Source organism: Agrobacterium sp. V1 (assembly GCF_030518355.1).
Classification (GTDB): Bacteria; Pseudomonadota; Alphaproteobacteria; order Rhizobiales; family Rhizobiaceae; genus Agrobacterium; species Agrobacterium cucumeris.
The window spans coordinates 904,410-922,078 of the sequence record NZ_JAULSF010000001.1 but is presented as its reverse complement, the minus strand read 5'-3'; the positions used below and the strand labels follow the sequence as shown (position 1 = coordinate 922,078).

Genomic DNA, 17,669 nt, shown 5'->3' with positions numbered 1-17,669 from the left:
GTCCTTTGCCCTTAGCGCTCGATCGTACCGGTACGCCGGATCTTCTTCTGCAGCAGAAGAACGCCGTAAAGCAGCGCTTCCGCCGTGGGGGGACAGCCCGGAACGTAAATATCCACTGGCACGACACGGTCGCAACCGCGCACCACGGCGTAGGAATAGTGGTAATAACCACCGCCATTGGCGCAAGAGCCCATGGAAATGACGTAACGCGGCTCAGGCATCTGGTCATAGACCTTGCGCAGCGCCGGCGCCATCTTGTTGGTCAGCGTGCCGGCAACGATCATTACGTCAGACTGGCGCGGCGAAGCGCGCGGGGCGACACCGAAGCGCTCCATGTCATAACGCGGACCCGAAGCCTGCATCAGGCCTTCAACGGCGCAGCAGGCGAGACCGAACTGCATCCACATCAGGGAGCCGGTACGCGCCCAGGTGATCAGCTCGTCGGTCGAGGTGACGAGGAAGCCCTTGTCGGCCAACTCGTCATTGATTTCCGTGAAGTAGGCATCGTTGCTGCCAACCGGCTTGCCGGTCGAGGGATCGATGATCCCCTTCGGCTGCGGCGCAACGAGCGTGCTGTTGTTCTGGCTCATGCCCATTCCAGCGCTCCCTTCTTCCACTCATAGATAAAGCCAATGGTGAGGACGCCAAGAAACACCATCATCGACCAGAAACCGAACCAGCCCATGTCACCGAAGGACACCGCCCACGGGAACAGGAAGGCCACTTCCAGATCGAAGATGATGAAGAGGATCGACACCAGGTAAAAGCGGATATCAAACTTCATGCGGGCGTCGTCGAAGGCATTGAAACCGCACTCGAAAGCGGAAAGCTTTTCCGGGTCCGGCGCCTTGTAAGCGACAGCAAACGGCGCAATGAGAAGCGCCAGGCCAATGACAAGAGCGATACCGATGAATATTGCGATCGGAATGTAGGAACTGAGGAGTTCAGTCATGGTCTCTTCCTTGCCCGGCCGGGTGCCGGACCTGCCTTTGCGACTGATAAGTCTCAAGGCGCACAAATATGTTGCAACGCCAAAGTGGTTAGCGCAGCCGCGCCCTCTCTGCAAGAGTTTAGGCACCATTTCAAGACACCTGCCGCATTGATTGGCAACAATATTGCCCGAATTGACGCAAATTTGGGCCACAATTCCGACCTAAGCCCCTCAAATACAATAATAATCGATTGAAGGACGCAACCGCAAAAAAGTCACACGAATTTTATGTCAAAAAGGCACCGAAGTGACGATTTTCAGAAATCGAAACTTGAGTGAAAAAGGCAGGAAAAATCGTGCTTGCGCGGGGCGGAATCAGGCGGTGAAATCGCTCATGCAAAGGCGCCTGGCTGGCGCTTCAGATGGCTTTTTCTGGGAGTCATTTCAGGAAGAGAAATGGCGCGAGTGACGGGGCTCGAACCCGCGACCTCCGGCGTGACAGGCCGGCACTCTAACCGACTGAGCTACACCCGCGCATCGCAGATATTCATCTGCGTTTATTTCCGAGGAACAGGATGGCGCGAGTGACGGGGCTCGAACCCGCGACCTCCGGCGTGACAGGCCGGCACTCTAACCAACTGAGCTACACCCGCATCTCCTGACGGACAGGACCTTGTCCCGCCGTACGAACCAGCCTCGGCTGTTCGTTGAGCGGCTAACTACGGCGTTCGTGCGGGGGTGTCAAGCAGGTTTCACGACAAAAGAATAAGCTTCTGCATTTTGATCGGGAAAAACTGAGAGGCCTTTGACGGGCGCTGGCGCAAATGCCCTGTTCTGCAGGCTTTTCCCAACGAAAACAAAAAACTTGTCCACAGCCATGGGCGTCTCAGGCAAGATTTCCGCCTGCCTCTCAAGGTCGCTGCGGATTCGTTTTCACCGGAAAGCCCGCAGTTCCCGGCTTTTCGCCGCCAACCTTCGATGAAGGGAAAAGCTGTCGGCAAAAAAAACAAAAAAACTTCACAAAAGCCCTTGCGGTTTTTTTCCGATCCGAATACATCACGGCCACCGACGCGGCGGACATGATCCGAGACACGCGAAGGGCGATTAGCTCAGTTGGTAGAGCGCCTCGTTTACACCGAGGATGTCGGGAGTTCGAGTCTCTCATCGCCCACCATTCCCAAGCCTATCAAATTTTTGAGCTTGAAGCCGAATGTCATTCGGATGCGATTTCTATTTTCCGTAAATTCTTCCCAGAGGGAATCGCCCCCTGCCCCACTCATCAATGGATGTCGGGGCTGCGTTTCAGTCGGATGGAATCGTTTTGCGATTTTTCCCATGCCAAATCGGTACTGCTGTTTCAGATTCCGACAGCTTCTCCCAGTCCCTGTATCACCCCGCAACATACCGAAAAATAAGCAGATTCAGACTTTTTAAACAGATTTCGGGCATTGTTTTCGAGCCGTTTCATGATGAACGGTAGAAATAATGGATGAAACCATGATCGACGCGTTTGTAACACTCGCGCTTATTGCGCTGCCTGTTTATATTTTCTTCCGTTGGGTCCAGCAGGACTCGGAAAAAAGCGATACTCCGAAAAGCAAGAACTCCATGGGGCGGTGATCCTTTATCATCGGTCCGCAACTTTTCCCCCCAATAGCCCCCGACAAGTCTCTCTCTGAGCCATCCCCGACGCGACAACGCCAGCCTTGAGGGCCTGCGCTGCGACACGCCGTGCAAACCGCGCCGCCGCACCGGGGGCCTTCAGCGACAAAAAAAGCCGGGCTGTGCCCGGCTTTTCTCATTTGCGAAGCCAATCGGTACGATCAGTTGATTGCCTTCATATCAACCTTGAAGAACAGCGTCTCACCGGAAGAATCGTCCACGCCGTCATTGTCGGTCACGGCATAGGCCGTTCCGGCCTTGTCGAAGGTGAAGCCTTCCAGCTTGTCGACGACGTAACCGTTGGTCTGGGCCTTCAGGTCAGGCAGAAAGTCATGCGCTTCCTGCTTGGCCACCAGCGGCAGCTCGCCACCGATCTTGCCCGGCTTCAGATCTGCGATCGCCACGCGGTAGAGCTTCTTGATCTTGGCCTTGTCGCCGATCTGGTTGTCACGCTCGACGATATAGACATATTCGCCCTGGGCAGTGATTTCAGAAAGGCCGATCCAGCCTGCCTCGGTCTTGTCGAGCGGGTAACGCACGGCGCCCCATTCCTTGGACTTCGGATTATAGGAAACGAGCTTGACGAAGCCCTTCTCGTCCGTACCCCATTCGCGCTGCACAGCCATCCACAGCGTCGCGTCGTCGCCCTTGCCGATCATGGTCACGCCTTCGAAACCGAAGCGGGTGTCGCCGGCAAGCAGTACCTTCGGCAGGGCGATCTCAGCCTTGATTTCACCCTTGGCATTGACGTTGTAGAGCGCGTGCGGGACGAGCTTGGCGCTGTCGCCTTCCGAGGCCAGCCAGAAGCCGCCCTTGCCGTCCAGCGTGATACCTTCGATATCGAGTTTCTGGGCAGCGATACCGTCACGCTTGATGCGCAGCACGCTGGTGATGGTTGCGGGCTTCTTCGTTGCGTCGATCGTGTAGATCGACGGCTGGTTGCCATAAACCGAGTCGGAAACGGCATAAAGAATGCCGGGCTTCTCGGCATCGCCGACCAGGCCCGAAAGAGCGCCCCAGCCGATCGGTGCACCGTCGACAGTGGCGGAAACCAGCTGCGGATAGGCTGCTTCACCTTCAGCGCGCTCATAGATCATGACGTGCGAGCGGACGCCGCCGTCTTCGACCAGATCCACCTCGTTCGCCGTAACAAGAAGATTACGCGACGGGATGGCGACTGCGCCTTCCGGTGAAACGCCTGACGGCAGAAGTTGCGTCAGTTCCGGCTCCTTGCCGGTGTCCTTGTAGACAGCAACGACGGAGGCGCGCTCGGCAAGCACGAAGAAATACTTCTGATCGCCGAATGTTGCCGCTTCCAGACCTTCCGGCTCGATGCCCTTGGCCTTGGAGCGCTTTGCCGGATAGTGGCCGATGGCCGCAACCGCATGCTCGAGCGAAGCGCCAGCTTCATAGAGAAGCTTGCCGGTCTTGTCGAAGATGGTGAAGCCGCGCGAACCGCCCTGCCAGTCACCTTCATTGGCGATGACAATACGGTCATTGTCCAGCCACTTCACGGCATCCGGCTCGCGCTTGCGGCCTTCCTGCTTGTCGGTGAACTTCAGCTGGCCGTCCGACTTCGTGTCGATGCCTTCGAGGTCAACCGTGCCGGCGGAGAAATGCGTCTTCACCGTGCCGGTCTTGCCGTCGATTATAACGATATGGTTGTTTTCCTGCAGCGTGAGCGCGATTTCGCCATTGGCGTTGATCGAAACGAATTCCGGCTCCGGATCTTCCGGGGCGATTTCGGCCAGACCGGTGAGCTCGATCTTCTTCAGCGTCGCACAATCGGCAACGCCATTCTTCAGGCCAACCGTTACCAGATAACCGGCGGGCATCTGCGGCACGGCGCCTTCGTTCACCTCTTCGTCGCGCTCGTTCTCGATTGCGATGGCGGCAAAGGTCTTGTCCGGAGAGACGGCAACCGAATCGGGCTGGCCGCCGAGATCACAGCTTGCCTCGATCTTCTTGGTGGCGATATCGACCGTTACCAGCTTGCCTGACGGCTTGACGAAGCTTTCCGACGTGTTGACGCCGGCGAGAACCTTGACGCCGGCAACGGCGACCGAAGTCGGCTCGCCTTCAAGCAGCAGCGCACCGCCAGCCTTCGGGGCCTTGGCGTCGGTGATGTCGATGAAGCCGATGCCACCGAGCGGGCTGTCCGAATAGATCAGCGTCTTGCCATCTTCGCTGGCGGTGACGATTTCAGCCGACGTGACGGACTTGGCGTCCTTGCCTGCGGGCAGGTTTTTCGCCACCGGGAAAGATGCGATGCGGTTGAAAACCGGCTCGGCAGCGGCCGGGAAAGCTGCGGATGTCAGCAGCGCAGCAGTCAAGGCCATATGAGAAAATCGGAACGCCATTATAATCCCCCTTGGGTCCAGAAATACCCCATGGCTTCTGCGTCAAAGACATGACAGTGGGATGACATTTCCTGTCGGGAGAATCAAAAAGCCCGGCCATGAAGGCCGGGCTTTCGTGTTTATGCGCATCGTGTATCGAAACGCCGTGTGTCCGGATGGAAGCTACACAGCCACGCATCGACACTTTCAATCCACACCATACTGACCGAGAGACTGGCCTGTCCGAAAGAGACTTCCGAAAGGCTGCCCTCTTCATGCCTGCTGATGGTGTGAGCGCGTCAAAACATGCTTCCTCGTGAACCTGAAAAACCGTATGCCCGCCGCCGGGCATCACGACCTTCCGGAAACCTTACGAGTTAACAGCGTCCTTCAGGCCCTTGCCTGCGGAAAACTTCGGTACGTTGCGAGCCGGGATATCGACTTCAGCACCCGTGGAAGGGTTACGACCCTTGGAGGCTTCACGGCGGCTAACGGAGAAGCTGCCGAAGCCAGCGAGGCGGATGTCGCCACCGCTCTTCAGTTCGTTCTGTACGGTTTCGAATACGGCATCAACAGCGGAAGCAGCATCTGCCTTCGTGAGACCAGCCTTTTCGGCAACAGCAGAGACGAGCTCGTTCTTGTTCATGTTTCCACCCCTTTCAATGGTTTGAAACGACTAAAATTAAGCCGGCGCAGAATACATTCGCATCCGCGCGCAGCAACTCAAAAGCGCTGGAATCGCCTGAAAAACAAGGGGTCTACGGGTTTTTTCACAAAAAAGGCCGACATTTCTGCCGGCCTTCCCCATATTCGTGCCAATTTGGCATCACTTGCGCGGGCCGAAGCACCGCAGCTGTCTTCCGATACCTAACACATTGATTCTATGCACCGCGCTTTGCGAAAACCGATTCCGGCTTCCGCGCCAATACATGTATCAATGTGCGATCGTCTGACCGCCGTCGTCGACACCTTCGACCGTGGCGATCACGGGTGTCTCGATGCTGCCGTCCCACTCGATGGGCTCCGGCTTGCGAAGCAGCGCGTGTTCGATGACCTCGCCCATGCGCGAAACCGGGATGATTTCCATCTCGTTCTTCACATTGTCCGGAATCTCCGCCAGATCCTTGGCGTTTTCTTCCGGGATCAGCACCTTCTTGATGCCACCACGAAGCGCCGCAAGCAGCTTTTCCTTCAGGCCGCCGATCGGCAGCACGCGACCACGGAGTGTGATCTCGCCCGTCATCGCCACATCCTTCGAAACCGGAATACCGGTCATGATGGAGACGATGGCGGTGGCCATGGCAACACCGGCGGACGGTCCGTCCTTCGGGGTCGCACCTTCGGGAACGTGAACGTGGATGTCGCTCTTGTCGAAGCGCGGCGGCTCGATGCCGAAGTCCACGGCGCGCGAACGGACATAAGATGCCGCCGCCGAAATGGATTCCTTCATCACTTCCTTGAGGTTGCCGGTAACCGTCATGCGGCCCTTGCCCGGCATCATCACGCCTTCGATGGTGAGCAGCTCACCGCCGACTTCCGTCCAGGCAAGACCGGTGACGACACCGACCTGATCCTCACGCTCGGCCTCGCCGTGGCGGAACCGCGGAACGCCCAGATAATCCGGAACGTTGGCAGCGGTAACCTCGACGGACTTGACCTTGCCCTTGATGATCTCGGTGACAGCCTTACGCGCCAGCTTCATCAGCTCGCGTTCGAAGCTGCGCACGCCCGCCTCACGGGTGTACTGCTGGATGACGATCATCAGAGCGTCATCGGTAACCGAGAACTCTTCCGGACGCAGGGCATGTTCCTTTATCGCCTTCGGCAACAGGTGACGCTTGGCGATTTCGCGCTTCTCGTCTTCCGTATAACCGGCAATGCGGATCACTTCCATACGGTCCATCAGCGGGCCTGGAATGTTCAGCGTGTTGGCCGTGGTCACGAACATCACGTCGGACAGGTCATATTCCACTTCAAGGTAGTGATCCATGAAGGTGGAGTTCTGTTCCGGATCGAGAACCTCCAGCAGTGCGGATGACGGGTCGCCACGGAAATCCATGCCCATCTTGTCGATTTCGTCGAGCAGGAACAGCGGGTTCGCCTTCTTTGCTTTCTTCATCGACTGGACGATCTTGCCCGGCATGGAGCCGATATAGGTGCGGCGGTGACCGCGGATTTCCGCCTCGTCACGCACGCCGCCAAGCGCCATGCGCACATATTCGCGGCCGGTCGCCTTGGCGATCGACTTGGCGAGCGAGGTTTTGCCGACGCCGGGAGGACCAACGAGGCACAGGATGGGTCCGCGGATCTTGGTAGCACGCGCCTGCACGGCCAGATATTCGACGATGCGTTCCTTGACCTTGTCCAGACCGAAATGATCCTGATCGAGGATCGTCTCCGCGCTGTTGAGGTCGGTCTTGACCTTCGACTTCTTGCCCCAGGGCAGGCTCAACAGCCAGTCCAGATAGTTGCGCACGACGGTCGCTTCCGCGGACATCGGGCTCATCTGGCGAAGCTTCTTCATTTCCGCCTCGGCCTTTTCCTTGGCCTCCTTGGAAAGCTTGGTCTTGGCGATGCGCTCTTCCAGCTCGGCCATCTCGTCACGGCCATCTTCGCCGTCGCCAAGTTCCTTCTGGATCGCCTTCATCTGCTCGTTCAGATAATATTCGCGCTGGGTCTTTTCCATCTGGCGCTTGACGCGCGAGCGGATGCGCTTCTCGACCTGCAGCACCGAAATCTCGCCTTCCATGAAGCCGAGCGCCTTTTCAAGCCGCTGCTTCACGCTGACGGTTTCCAGCATTTCCTGCTTTTCGGTGATCTTGATCGACAGGTGCGAAGCGACCGTATCGGCAAGCTTCGAATAATCGTCGATCTGACCGGCAGCGCCGACAACCTCGGGCGAAATCTTCTTGTTGAGCTTCACATAGCTCTCGAATTCCGAAACGACGGAACGCGACAGCGCCTCGATCTCGACCGGGTCTTCCGCAGGCTCCTGCAACGGCGTCGCGGAGGCTTCGTAAAAATCCTCACGGCCGGTGTATTCGTCGATCTGGGCGCGGCCCTTGCCTTCCACCAGCACCTTCACGGTACCGTCCGGCAGCTTCAGAAGCTGGAGAACGTTGGCGACGGTGCCGACCTTGTGGATGGCATCCGGGGTCGGATCGTCATCGCTGGCATTGATCTGGGTGACGAGCATGATCTGCTTGTCCGAACCCATGACCTCTTCGAGCGCACGAATGGATTTTTCCCGCCCGACGAACAGGGGAACGATCATATGCGGGAAAACGACAATGTCGCGCAGGGGAAGTACCGGATAGGTACCGCCAGATGCCGCAGACGTGATGTTCGTCATATCATTTCCTTTCCATGGTCCCTTTCGGGACACTTTGCCGAACGTCTTGGGGGCGTCCGGCATATTCATTTCTCGAGACTGAAAGTGGAGTTTCGAAACACCGATTTCAAGTCGCCGGAAGAGACGGCCCCGCGCACCGGCAGAACCGTGAAATTCAACAAAACCCAGCGCCGGCTATTACTCCCGACATTTCCGGTTATCCCAAGGGATCAGGAACCGGGTCGCCGACGGCAATTCACATTTCCGTCACATCGCGCTGCAAATCAGTTGTAAGACTTTATCAGCAAAGCGCAATCCGCTCCAAACGCAAAATGGCAGACGAAGCTTTCCTCCACCTGATTGTCGGGATGCAAGGCAGGGACGCCTCAAGCGGCGAAGAGCGTTACGGCATATCCGCGGCCATGGGGCCGCGAACGCCGATACAGTTGCCCCAGGGGTCACGGAACTGGCACATCCAGAGTTCCTGATCGATTTTCATCGGGCCGCGATAAAGAACAGCGCCCGCGTCCCGCAGATGCGCGAGTGACCGGCCGAAATCATCCGTCCACCAATAGACGACAGACCCTGCCGCCCCGCTTGAAACCTTCTCATCAGCGGGAACGATTTCCAGCTGGATATCGCCGATCCGCAGATACTCGAAGCCGGAGGGAAGGCTGACCGATGCAACCGCCTCCGGAAACGCTTTCCCATACCAAAGCAACCCTTCGGCGGGATCGGACACGTGAATGAGGATTGCGGTTACAGGATTCATCAGGATACCCGATATTTCAGGGGCATATCCGCTTCTCCACGAAAAGCGAAGACGCGCCGCCTCCAAGTTTCTACTTATTATTCAGGTACAAGGCGCTTACGCTATCCCCGCAAATGCTTCGAATGCCGGGCAGGCATCGCACAAAGAAAAGCCCCCCGCAGCCGTTGCTGCGAGGGGCTTTATTCTTCTGGAACCGATCAGGCCGAAACGTTGGTCTTTTCTTCCTGGCGATCCGCGTAGATGTAGAGCGGACGGGCGACACCGCTGACGACGTCGTTGGAGATCACCACTTCGCGAACGCCTTCCAGCGTCGGCAGTTCGAACATGGTATCCAGCAGGATCTTTTCCATGATCGAACGCAGGCCGCGGGCACCGGTCTTGCGGGTGATCGCCTTGCGGGCAATCTCGCGCAGGGCGTCCTCGTGGAAGGTCAGTTCCACATCTTCCATCTCGAACAGGCGCTGATACTGCTTGACGAGCGCGTTCTTCGGCTCGGACAGGATCTGGATCAGCGCATCTTCATCAAGGTCTTCCAGCGTTGCCAGAACGGGCAGACGGCCGATGAATTCCGGGATGAGACCGAACTTCACCAGATCTTCCGGCTCCAGCTCGCGCAGCACCTCGCCCACACGGCGATCGTCTTCCGCCTTGACGGTCGCACCGAAGCCGATCGAGGTCTTCTCACCACGGGCCGAGATGATCTTGTCGAGGCCAGCAAACGCGCCGCCGCAGATGAACAGGATGTTGGTCGTATCCACCTGCAGGAATTCCTGCTGCGGATGCTTGCGGCCACCCTGCGGCGGAACGGAAGCGACCGTGCCTTCCATGATCTTCAGAAGCGCCTGCTGGACGCCCTCGCCCGACACGTCGCGCGTGATGGACGGGTTGTCCGACTTGCGGGAAATCTTGTCGACTTCGTCGATATAGACGATGCCGCGCTGGGCGCGCTCGACATTGTAATCCGCAGCCTGCAACAGCTTCAGGATGATGTTTTCCACGTCCTCACCGACATAACCGGCTTCGGTCAGCGTCGTTGCGTCCGCCATGGTGAAGGGAACGTCGATGATGCGAGCGAGCGTCTGGGCAAGATAGGTCTTGCCGCAACCCGTCGGACCGACGAGCATGATGTTCGACTTCGCCAGCTCGACATCGCCGTTCTTGGAAGCGTGCGCGAGGCGCTTGTAATGGTTGTGAACGGCCACAGACAGGATTTTCTTCGCCTGCTTCTGACCGATGACATATTCGTCGAGAATCTTGATGATATCCTGCGGGGTGGGAACACCCTCGCGAGACTTCACCATAGACGTCTTGTTCTCCTCGCGGATGATGTCCATGCACAATTCGACGCATTCATCGCAGATGAATACTGTCGGCCCGGCAATGAGTTTCCGGACTTCGTGCTGGCTCTTGCCGCAGAATGAACAATAGAGTGTATTTTTAGAGTCGCCGCCGTTGCTGCCGCTGACTTTGCTCATATCTCTTTCCTTCCAGCACGCCGCAGGTCCGCCAAACGGATCGCGGTCAACTTACCGCCCGCAGATACGGCTCGCCTTGGGGTGCATTGCCGTATCCGCCTCGTTTCCCGGGGTACTAGCCGTGTCAGATACAGGAGCTGACAACCGGCTGCAACGAATTCCCCATCAAACCAAAGGCCACGTCATAAAAATTCAACACAGCCTTAATATATACTAATATCGCTTTCTGTTGCGGTTGAAAGCCCCGAAATTACTTTTGCGGGATCAAACAAACGTCAAAAAGCGGCGCGCCTCAATTCGCGGCGGCGCCTTCCATTTCCTGGCGCGAGGTGAGGATCTTGTCGATCACACCCCAATTCTGCGCTTCGTCCGCATCCATGAAGTGGTCGCGATCAAGGGTTTTTTCAACCTCTTCGAGCGTGCGGCCGGTGTGCTTCACGTAGACTTCATTGAGGCGACGCTTCATCTTGATGATGTCACGGGCGTGACGCTCGATATCCGATGCCTGTCCCTGGAAACCGCCGGAAGGCTGGTGCACCATGATGCGGGCGTTCGGGGTTGCAAAGCGCATTCCCTTCTCACCGGCGGCCAGAAGCAGCGAACCCATCGATGCGGCCTGGCCAACGCAGAGCGTCGAGACCGCAGGGCGGATGAACTGCATCGTATCGTAGATCGCCATGCCGGCGGTTACGACGCCACCTGGCGAATTGATGTAAAGCGCGATTTCCTTCTTCGGGTTTTCAGCCTCGAGGAAAAGCAGCTGCGCGCAGACGAGCGAAGCCATCTGGTCTTCCACCGGACCGGTGAGGAAAATGATGCGTTCCTTGAGAAGACGGGAAAATATGTCATAGGAGCGTTCGCCGCGATTGGTCTGCTCTACGACCATCGGCACCAGAGCCATGGCGGTATCAACTGGATTTTTCATGTCCGTCCTTTGTCAACTCTGCCCTTCGCGGAAAGCCGCTCCGGAATCACTTCTAACCTTCATTCTCCCTACATAGAGTGTCCCTGCCCCGTACTTCAAGACACGAAGCCGCATATCCTTAACGGCTCAACAGCGATTACAGGCGTTTGAAGCCTCTGACGGCGACGGCTTGAAACCATCGGGCGCGTCTGGAACCGGGTGCCCTTGCCGGCATTATTTTCCATCGAAGTGAGCCGCAAATGCAAAAACCCGTGGCCATGCACAGATATAACTTCTCACCGGCAAGAACTCGTTAGGGATTTACTGCTGATACTGCGCGGCGAATTTCCGGTTTCCGTCAGGAAGCGGGCGCCCCATTCGGGCGAAATGGCATCTCAACAATTCCGGCGGGCATTGCGCACATCGTGCCGCAGATCCCGCTTTCACGGCATGATAGCGCAGATAGGATTTTGCAATGCTGGATGCAAAAACGGGCATGCTGCTTTGGGCGTCGGAGACGTTCACCCTTGCCGTCCTTTTGGGAACCCTGTGGCTGCACCGCCCTGCCCGCCAGCACAATCTCTATTTCGCCGCCGGTTTTCTTTCGACCGGCATCGGCGCCATTCTTGTCGCCATGCGCGGCGACATTCCCAACTACCTGTCGATTGACCTCGGCAATACGCTGGCGCTTTCAGCTTTCGGTTTCTGGCTGGCCGGCCTCCTTTCCTTCGAACAGCGCAAGCTTGCCGGCTGGATCGCCATTCCCGCGCTTTTGTGGGTGGCCGGCATGCTCATCCCGCCGGTGCGGGACAGCATGGTTTCGCGTATCCTGCTTTACCATGCCTGTGCCGCCGTCGCTTATTTCATGCTGGCCGGCGTCGTTCTGGCAAACAGGAGCCGGGCATCGCTCAGCCGCAAGGTTCTTGCCGCTATTTTCATTTTGCAGGCCTTTTTCGGCGCCATCATCGCATCGGTCATCATTCCCGGTGATATCACGTCCCCCAGTGCCGTCGCGCTGACGTCGCCGCTCGCCTTTTCAGGCATTCTCGGCTTCACCGTCATCATCATGATCAGTGCCAAGATCATCATGGAAGATTCGGAAGCCCGCCTGCACCGGCTGGCGATGACCGACCACCTCACCGGCGTCCTCAACCGGCGCGGTCTTCTCGAGGAGTTCGAGCGCATCAAGAAGCGGTCGCCGGCTTCCAGCCGTTATGTGGCGCTGGTGCTGTTCGACATCGACCATTTCAAGAAGATCAACGACAAATATGGCCACCAGTCCGGCGATGCGGTGCTCGTGCACTTTTGCAACATGGCGCAACGCGTCATTGGCGATCGCGGCCTGTTCGTCAGAATGGGCGGCGAAGAATTCGCGCTGGTCGCCGAAGTCGAAAGCCCGTCCAGCACGGTGACGCTGGCGGAAGCCATCCGCAGCAATCTGCGTCTTTCCAAGATCAGTTCACGCGGCGAAGGTATCGAAGTCACCACCAGCGTCGGCATATCGGAAGCCATGATCAAGGATGCCGACCTGAGCGTGATGATGACGGAAGCCGACCGTGCGCTCTATGCAGCGAAAAAAGCCGGCCGCAACAGGACCGTCATCCACGTCAATTCGGCCAATGTCGTCGTCCCCTCCCCGGACCGGGACGAAAATCCGATGGACAATAATGCCGACCGGCAGGTTGCGGCGCTGAACCGCATATCGGCCATCGCCAGCCGGTGACATGATGCCCAGGCGATGACAGGCGGAAAAACAGGCAGCGGTTTTTCCCCACCCTTTCCAAAGCGCAAGAGGCGGACTAAACCTTGAGCATGACAGCGACATTTCCCTTCCTCACCATCGACCCCGCCACGCGCCGCGTTTCACTTGATGCCCGCGACCCGGCCTTCTACAATGATCCGAACCCGGTCTATGCGGCGCTTCACGCGCAATGTCCCACCTTTTACTGGGAAGAGCAGCGGCAATGGTTCTTCACCGAATATGACCATGTCAGCGCGCTTTTACGTGACCGTCGTTTCGGCAGACAGATCCTGCATGTGGCCAGCCGTGAGGAAATCGGTCTCGCCGAACCACTCGAACATGTGAAGCACTTCGATGCCGCCGAGCAACATTCGTTGCTGGAACTGGAGCCACCGGAACATACGCGGCTGCGCACGCTCATCAACCGCGCCTTCGTTTCGCGGCATGTCGACAAGATGAAGCCGGAAATCGAGGAACTCGCCAACCGCCTGATCGACGCCTTCGAAGCCGATGGCAAGACGGAACTGCTCTCAACCTATGCCGATATCATTCCGGTGACGATGATTGCCCGCATGATCGGCATTCCCGAAGAAATGGGGCCGCAGCTTCTGAAATGGTCACATGCCTATGTCGGCATGTACATGTTCAAACGCACTGCCGAGGACGAGATTCTTGCCGACAAGGCAGCCAGGGAGTTTTCGGATTATGTGCGCAGCGTGATCGCGGAACGGCGGGCGGAACCGCAAGACGATCTCTTGAGCCACATGATCCACACGGAGCATAAGGGCCAGTACCTGACCGATGACGAGCTGATTTCCACCACCATCGTGCTGCTGAACGCCGGACACGAGGCGACCGTGCACCAGATCGGCAATTCCGTGCGCATCATTCTGGAAAGCGGCATCTCGCCTTATACGCTGTTCAGCGACGAGACGACCACGGAACGCACGATTGAAGAGACGCTGCGTATCTGCGCGCCAGTCCATATTTTCCAGCGCTGGGTGCTTGAGCCGGTCGAGATTGGCGGTGTGACGTTCAAACGCGGCGACAAGGTCAGCCTCATTCTGGCCGCGGCCAACCTCGACCCAGCAAAATTCTCCGACCCGCTGGCCTTCAAGCCGGACCGGAACGAAGGCGTCAACGTCTCCTTCGGTGCCGGCATTCATTTCTGCATCGGTGCGCCGCTGGCAAGGCTTGAGCTTAATCTTGCCCTGCCGCTACTGTTCAAGCGCCTGCCGGGTCTCAGGATCGCCCAGCCGCCGAAGGTCAAGGACGTCTATCATTTCCATGGTCTGGAGCGGCTTGATCTGGCGTGGTGACGTAGTTTTTTTATTATCACCAATGCGCTATGGTGTTGTCGTCCAACAGTGATGAGGCAAATGCCTTGGCAACCAAGTCGAAGAAAAAAACGGAACCTGTTCTGCCCGCCCCGGCAGATTTCGACGACCTGCATTCAACGCTTGAAAAAATAGCACGACAACTCGACGCAGTGGACCTTTCCGAGAGTAAATCGCGTTCCGCTCCGAAGGAAAAGCCAAAGCGCGTACCCGGGCGTTTCAAGGGAGCGCTTGTCGTTGACGGTAGCTTTTTCGAACCGCTGACGGATGATGAACTCAAAGAGTTCACAGGCGAATGAAATATCTGCTGGATACTCACGCTTTGCTCTGGTGGCTTAGCGATGATGAGCAACTTTCCGCAGACGCCCGTGACATCATTGGCGACCTGAACAATGATATTTATGTGAGCGCGGCTTCGGCCTGGGAGATTTCCACGAAATTTGCGAGAGGCCGCCTGCCTGGTGCATCACTCATGTTGCCGGATTTTGCCGGTGTGATTTTGCAGGAAGGTTTTCTGGAACTTCCTATCAACAGCGCGCATATGGTTCGCAGCGCCATGCTACCGGGTGATCACCGCGATCCATTCGATAGAATTCTTGCGGCTCAGTCGATCCTCGAAAATATGGCGCTGATATCCATTGATGAGAAAATTCCATCGCTTGGCGTAATGACGCGCTGGTAGCCTGCCGTCAAAGCCGGATGACGTAATCCTTCCTTGTCGTTTCAACGACCTCCCAGGTGCCCGTGAAGCCGGGCTGCAGGACGAGCCGGTCGCCCCGCTTCAGGTGGCGCGGCGCCCCGCCATCTTCCGTCAGGATGGAGTGGCCTTCGAGAATGTTGAAATATTCCCATTCATCATAGACCACGCGCCATTTGCCCGGTGTGGATTGCCAGATGCCGGCATAGATGCCGCCCGGCGCTTCCTCCAGATTCCACGTGGTGAATCTGGGATCGCCGGAAATCAACCGTTCCGGCGCAGGCGCGCCATGCTCCGCTTCGACCGAAACATCAAATGTCAGCAAGTTCGTCATGGCGGGCCGCCCCCCTCAGATTTTCGCAAGCGATTGTTCAAGATCGGCGATGATGTCCTTGACGTCCTCGATACCGATGGACAGACGCACCACATCCGGCCCGGCGCCGGCGGCGGTCTGCTGTTCCGGCGTCAGCTGCGCATGGGTGGTGGAGGCCGGATGGATGACGAGCGAGCGCGTATCGCCGATATTGGCGAGATGGGAGAAAAGCTGCAGCCCTTCCACCAGCGCCTTGCCGGCGGCATAACCGCCCTTGACGCCGAAGGTGAAGACGGAGCCTGCCCCCTTTGGCGAATACTGCTGCTGAATGGCGTAGTTATCGCTGTCCTCCAGCCCGGCATAATGCACCCAGCCAACTTTCGGATGCGCCTTCAGCCATTTGGCGACGGCGAGCGCATTGTCGGAATGGCGCTGAACGCGCAGCGGCAGGGTTTCGATGCCGGTGAGGATGAGGAAGGCGTTGAAGGGCGAGATGGCCGGGCCGAGATCGCGCAGGCCAAGGACACGGCAGGCGATTGCGAAGGCGAAATTGCCGAAGGTCTGGTGCAACACGACGCCCGAATATTCCGGCCGGGGTTGCGACAGCGCCGGATATCTGTCCGTCGCCGACCAGTCGAAGGTGCCGCCATCGACGATGATGCCGCCCATGGAATTACCGTGGCCACCGAGAAATTTCGTCAGTGAATGCAGCACGATATCCGCGCCGTGTTCCAGCGGTCGCAGCAGATAGGGGCTCGCCATGGTGTTGTCGACGATCAGCGGCAGGCCGTGGCGGTGGGCGACATCGGCAATTGCAGCGATGTCCACGAAGGTGCCGCCGGGATTGGCGAGGCTTTCGATGAAGATGGCGCGGGTTCGGTCATCGATCTGCGCCTCGAAACTGGCCGGATCGGTCGCATCGGCCCAGCGAACCTGCCAGTCGAACCCCTTGAAGGCGTGGCCGAACTGGTTGATGGAGCCGCCATAAAGCTGGCGGGCGGCAACGAAATTGTCGCCGTGCTGCAAAAGCGTGTGGAAGACCAGCAATTGCGCGGCGTGACCGGATGCGACTGCGAGCGCCGCGGTGCCACCTTCAAGCGCTGCGACACGCTCCTCCAGAACCGCCTGGGTGGGGTTCATGATGCGGGTATAGATATTGCCGAATTCCTTCAGACCGAACAGCGCGGCGGCATGATCGGCATCACGGAAAGCGTAAGCGGTCGTCTGATAGATGGGCGTCGCGCGTGCGCCGGTGGTTGGATCTGGCTGTGCGCCCGCGTGGACGGCCAATGTTGAAAAACCGGGATTGCTGCTCGACATGATATTTCCTCCACATACAATTTTGGAGGGATCATAATGCCTTGCGGCGAAATGATAAGTCCGATCTGTACCAACTATCGCACAATATTGAGACGCGGATACTCAATTGCGGGGCAACGGTCCATCACCACGTTCATGCCATAGGCTTCGGCCTTGGCGGCGGCCTTGTCATCGCGCACGGATAACTGGCCCCAGATCACTTTCGGGCGCTGCGGCAGCAATATCGCCTCCTCGACGATCGCTGAGAGATATTCGGGCGCCCTGAAGACATCAACCATGTCCACGGGTTCGGGAATATCGGCAAGCCGGGCATAAACTTTCTGCCCCAGTATCTCCTTGCCCGCCTGGCCGGGATTAACCGGAAACACCCGGTAACCCTTCGACAATAAAAAACGCATGACGCCATGGCTCGGCCGGTCCGGATTGGGTGAGGCGCCAAGCAGGGCGATGGTCCTGACATCGGTCAGGATTTTTCGGAGATAGTCCGGTTCATAAGTATCATGCTGCATGTCAACTTGTCCCTTTGGCGCATCTCGCAGTTTGAGCGATGCTGGCAGGCACCCTTGTGAGAAATCAGCGCGAGTATCGCGTTTCCTGCATAAATCCGCAGCTACATTTGCACGCCACCGGCGATTGCTTTTGTTCTCTGCTTTTAATGCCATTTAGGACGCATCATCGCATTCTTGAACCCCTGCCCGGTCTAAAACCCGTGAAGTCGGCCCTTTCTTGCCTCGATATGGGGCAATTTCATTCACGCAAAATGATTTCACGAAACTACCCCGCATAAGCTGGTATTGAGTATTTTCATCCAGTTTCCAAAATAACCCATATGCGGGGGAACACTGGC

At 57.6% G+C, this 17,669-nt stretch carries 17 protein-coding genes and 3 tRNA genes; 6 read left to right on the top strand and 14 right to left on the bottom strand.

Going from position 1 to position 17,669, the window contains the following annotated elements:
* Positions 1-11: 11 nt before the first annotated feature.
* The 5 genes from QSV77_RS04550 to QSV77_RS04530 form a co-directional block, all read right to left on the bottom strand.
* Positions 12-596, bottom strand: coding sequence for an NADH-quinone oxidoreductase subunit B family protein (locus QSV77_RS04550; RefSeq protein WP_003496467.1), 585 nt, complete (start codon positions 594-596; stop codon positions 12-14).
* Positions 587-952: an NADH-quinone oxidoreductase subunit A gene (locus tag QSV77_RS04545; protein WP_046800315.1), complete on the bottom strand. Its 366-nt coding sequence runs from the start codon at positions 950-952 to the stop codon at positions 587-589. Before QSV77_RS04545 ends, QSV77_RS04550 begins: the two co-directional genes overlap by 10 nt.
* 436 nt (positions 953-1,388) lie before the next feature.
* Positions 1,389-1,465, bottom strand: a tRNA-Asp gene (locus QSV77_RS04540).
* Between the two features lie 42 nt (positions 1,466-1,507).
* Positions 1,508-1,584, bottom strand: a tRNA-Asp gene (locus QSV77_RS04535).
* Between the two features lie 88 nt (positions 1,585-1,672).
* Positions 1,673-1,810 carry a hypothetical protein gene (locus tag QSV77_RS04530; protein WP_269698069.1) on the bottom strand — a complete coding sequence of 46 codons (138 nt, stop codon included), beginning with the start codon at positions 1,808-1,810 and terminating at the stop codon, positions 1,673-1,675.
* A 219-nt stretch (positions 1,811-2,029) separates the two neighbouring features.
* Here QSV77_RS04530 and QSV77_RS04525 point away from each other — a divergent pair.
* Positions 2,030-2,105: transfer RNA gene (locus QSV77_RS04525), tRNA-Val, on the top strand.
* A 323-nt stretch (positions 2,106-2,428) separates the two neighbouring features.
* On the top strand, positions 2,429-2,551 hold the full coding sequence (locus QSV77_RS04520; protein ID WP_269698071.1) for a hypothetical protein: 123 nt from the start codon (positions 2,429-2,431) through the stop codon (positions 2,549-2,551).
* Positions 2,552-2,754: 203 nt separating this feature from the next.
* Here the strand turns inward: QSV77_RS04520 and QSV77_RS04515 are convergent, their stop codons facing one another.
* The 6 genes from QSV77_RS04515 to clpP form a co-directional block, all read right to left on the bottom strand.
* Positions 2,755-4,953 (bottom strand): esterase-like activity of phytase family protein, encoded by a 2,199-nt coding sequence (locus QSV77_RS04515; RefSeq protein ID WP_302732656.1) that lies wholly within the window; start codon positions 4,951-4,953, stop codon positions 2,755-2,757.
* 349 nt (positions 4,954-5,302) lie between these two features.
* Positions 5,303-5,578, bottom strand: a complete 276-nt coding sequence (hupB, locus tag QSV77_RS04510) for a DNA-binding protein HupB (RefSeq protein ID WP_003496481.1) — start codon at positions 5,576-5,578, stop codon at positions 5,303-5,305.
* A 288-nt stretch (positions 5,579-5,866) separates the two neighbouring features.
* A complete protein-coding gene (lon, locus tag QSV77_RS04505) occupies positions 5,867-8,284 on the bottom strand; it encodes an endopeptidase La (RefSeq protein WP_142839604.1) in 2,418 nt (805 codons plus the stop codon).
* A 382-nt stretch (positions 8,285-8,666) separates the two neighbouring features.
* The gene (locus QSV77_RS04500; protein ID WP_142855636.1) at positions 8,667-9,035 is read right to left on the bottom strand and encodes a VOC family protein; all 369 of its coding nucleotides are present in this window, start codon (positions 9,033-9,035) and stop codon (positions 8,667-8,669) included.
* A gap of 197 nt (positions 9,036-9,232) precedes the next feature.
* Entirely contained in the window at positions 9,233-10,510 is a 1,278-nt protein-coding gene (clpX, locus tag QSV77_RS04495) for an ATP-dependent Clp protease ATP-binding subunit ClpX (protein WP_003521528.1), read from the bottom strand.
* A 292-nt stretch (positions 10,511-10,802) separates the two neighbouring features.
* Positions 10,803-11,435, bottom strand: a complete 633-nt coding sequence (gene clpP / locus QSV77_RS04490) for an ATP-dependent Clp endopeptidase proteolytic subunit ClpP (protein WP_046800320.1) — start codon at positions 11,433-11,435, stop codon at positions 10,803-10,805.
* A gap of 454 nt (positions 11,436-11,889) precedes the next feature.
* Between clpP and QSV77_RS04485 the strand changes: the two genes are divergently transcribed.
* The 4 genes from QSV77_RS04485 (at position 11,890) to QSV77_RS04470 (ending at position 15,174) form a co-directional block, all read left to right on the top strand.
* Positions 11,890-13,137: a diguanylate cyclase gene (locus QSV77_RS04485; protein WP_302732653.1), complete on the top strand. Its 1,248-nt coding sequence runs from the start codon at positions 11,890-11,892 to the stop codon at positions 13,135-13,137.
* Positions 13,138-13,226: 89 nt separating this feature from the next.
* On the top strand, positions 13,227-14,474 hold the full coding sequence (locus QSV77_RS04480; protein ID WP_302732652.1) for a cytochrome P450: 1,248 nt from the start codon (positions 13,227-13,229) through the stop codon (positions 14,472-14,474).
* A gap of 65 nt (positions 14,475-14,539) precedes the next feature.
* Positions 14,540-14,791: a hypothetical protein gene (locus QSV77_RS04475; protein ID WP_302732651.1), complete on the top strand. Its 252-nt coding sequence runs from the start codon at positions 14,540-14,542 to the stop codon at positions 14,789-14,791.
* Positions 14,788-15,174, top strand: coding sequence for a type II toxin-antitoxin system VapC family toxin (locus QSV77_RS04470; RefSeq protein ID WP_302732650.1), 387 nt, complete (start codon positions 14,788-14,790; stop codon positions 15,172-15,174). Before QSV77_RS04475 ends, QSV77_RS04470 begins: the two co-directional genes overlap by 4 nt.
* 7 nt (positions 15,175-15,181) lie before the next feature.
* Here QSV77_RS04470 and QSV77_RS04465 read toward each other — a convergent pair whose 3' ends face one another.
* The 3 genes from QSV77_RS04465 to QSV77_RS04455 all read right to left on the bottom strand — a co-directional run bounded on the left by QSV77_RS04465 (position 15,182) and on the right by QSV77_RS04455 (position 17,331).
* The gene (locus tag QSV77_RS04465) at positions 15,182-15,523 is read right to left on the bottom strand and encodes a cupin domain-containing protein (RefSeq protein WP_142839600.1); all 342 of its coding nucleotides are present in this window, start codon (positions 15,521-15,523) and stop codon (positions 15,182-15,184) included.
* 15 nt (positions 15,524-15,538) lie between these two features.
* Positions 15,539-16,822, bottom strand: a complete 1,284-nt coding sequence (locus QSV77_RS04460) for an O-acetylhomoserine aminocarboxypropyltransferase (protein ID WP_269698088.1) — start codon at positions 16,820-16,822, stop codon at positions 15,539-15,541.
* A gap of 74 nt (positions 16,823-16,896) precedes the next feature.
* Positions 16,897-17,331: a CoA-binding protein gene (locus QSV77_RS04455; protein ID WP_302732649.1), complete on the bottom strand. Its 435-nt coding sequence runs from the start codon at positions 17,329-17,331 to the stop codon at positions 16,897-16,899.
* Positions 17,332-17,669 lie beyond the last annotated feature (338 nt).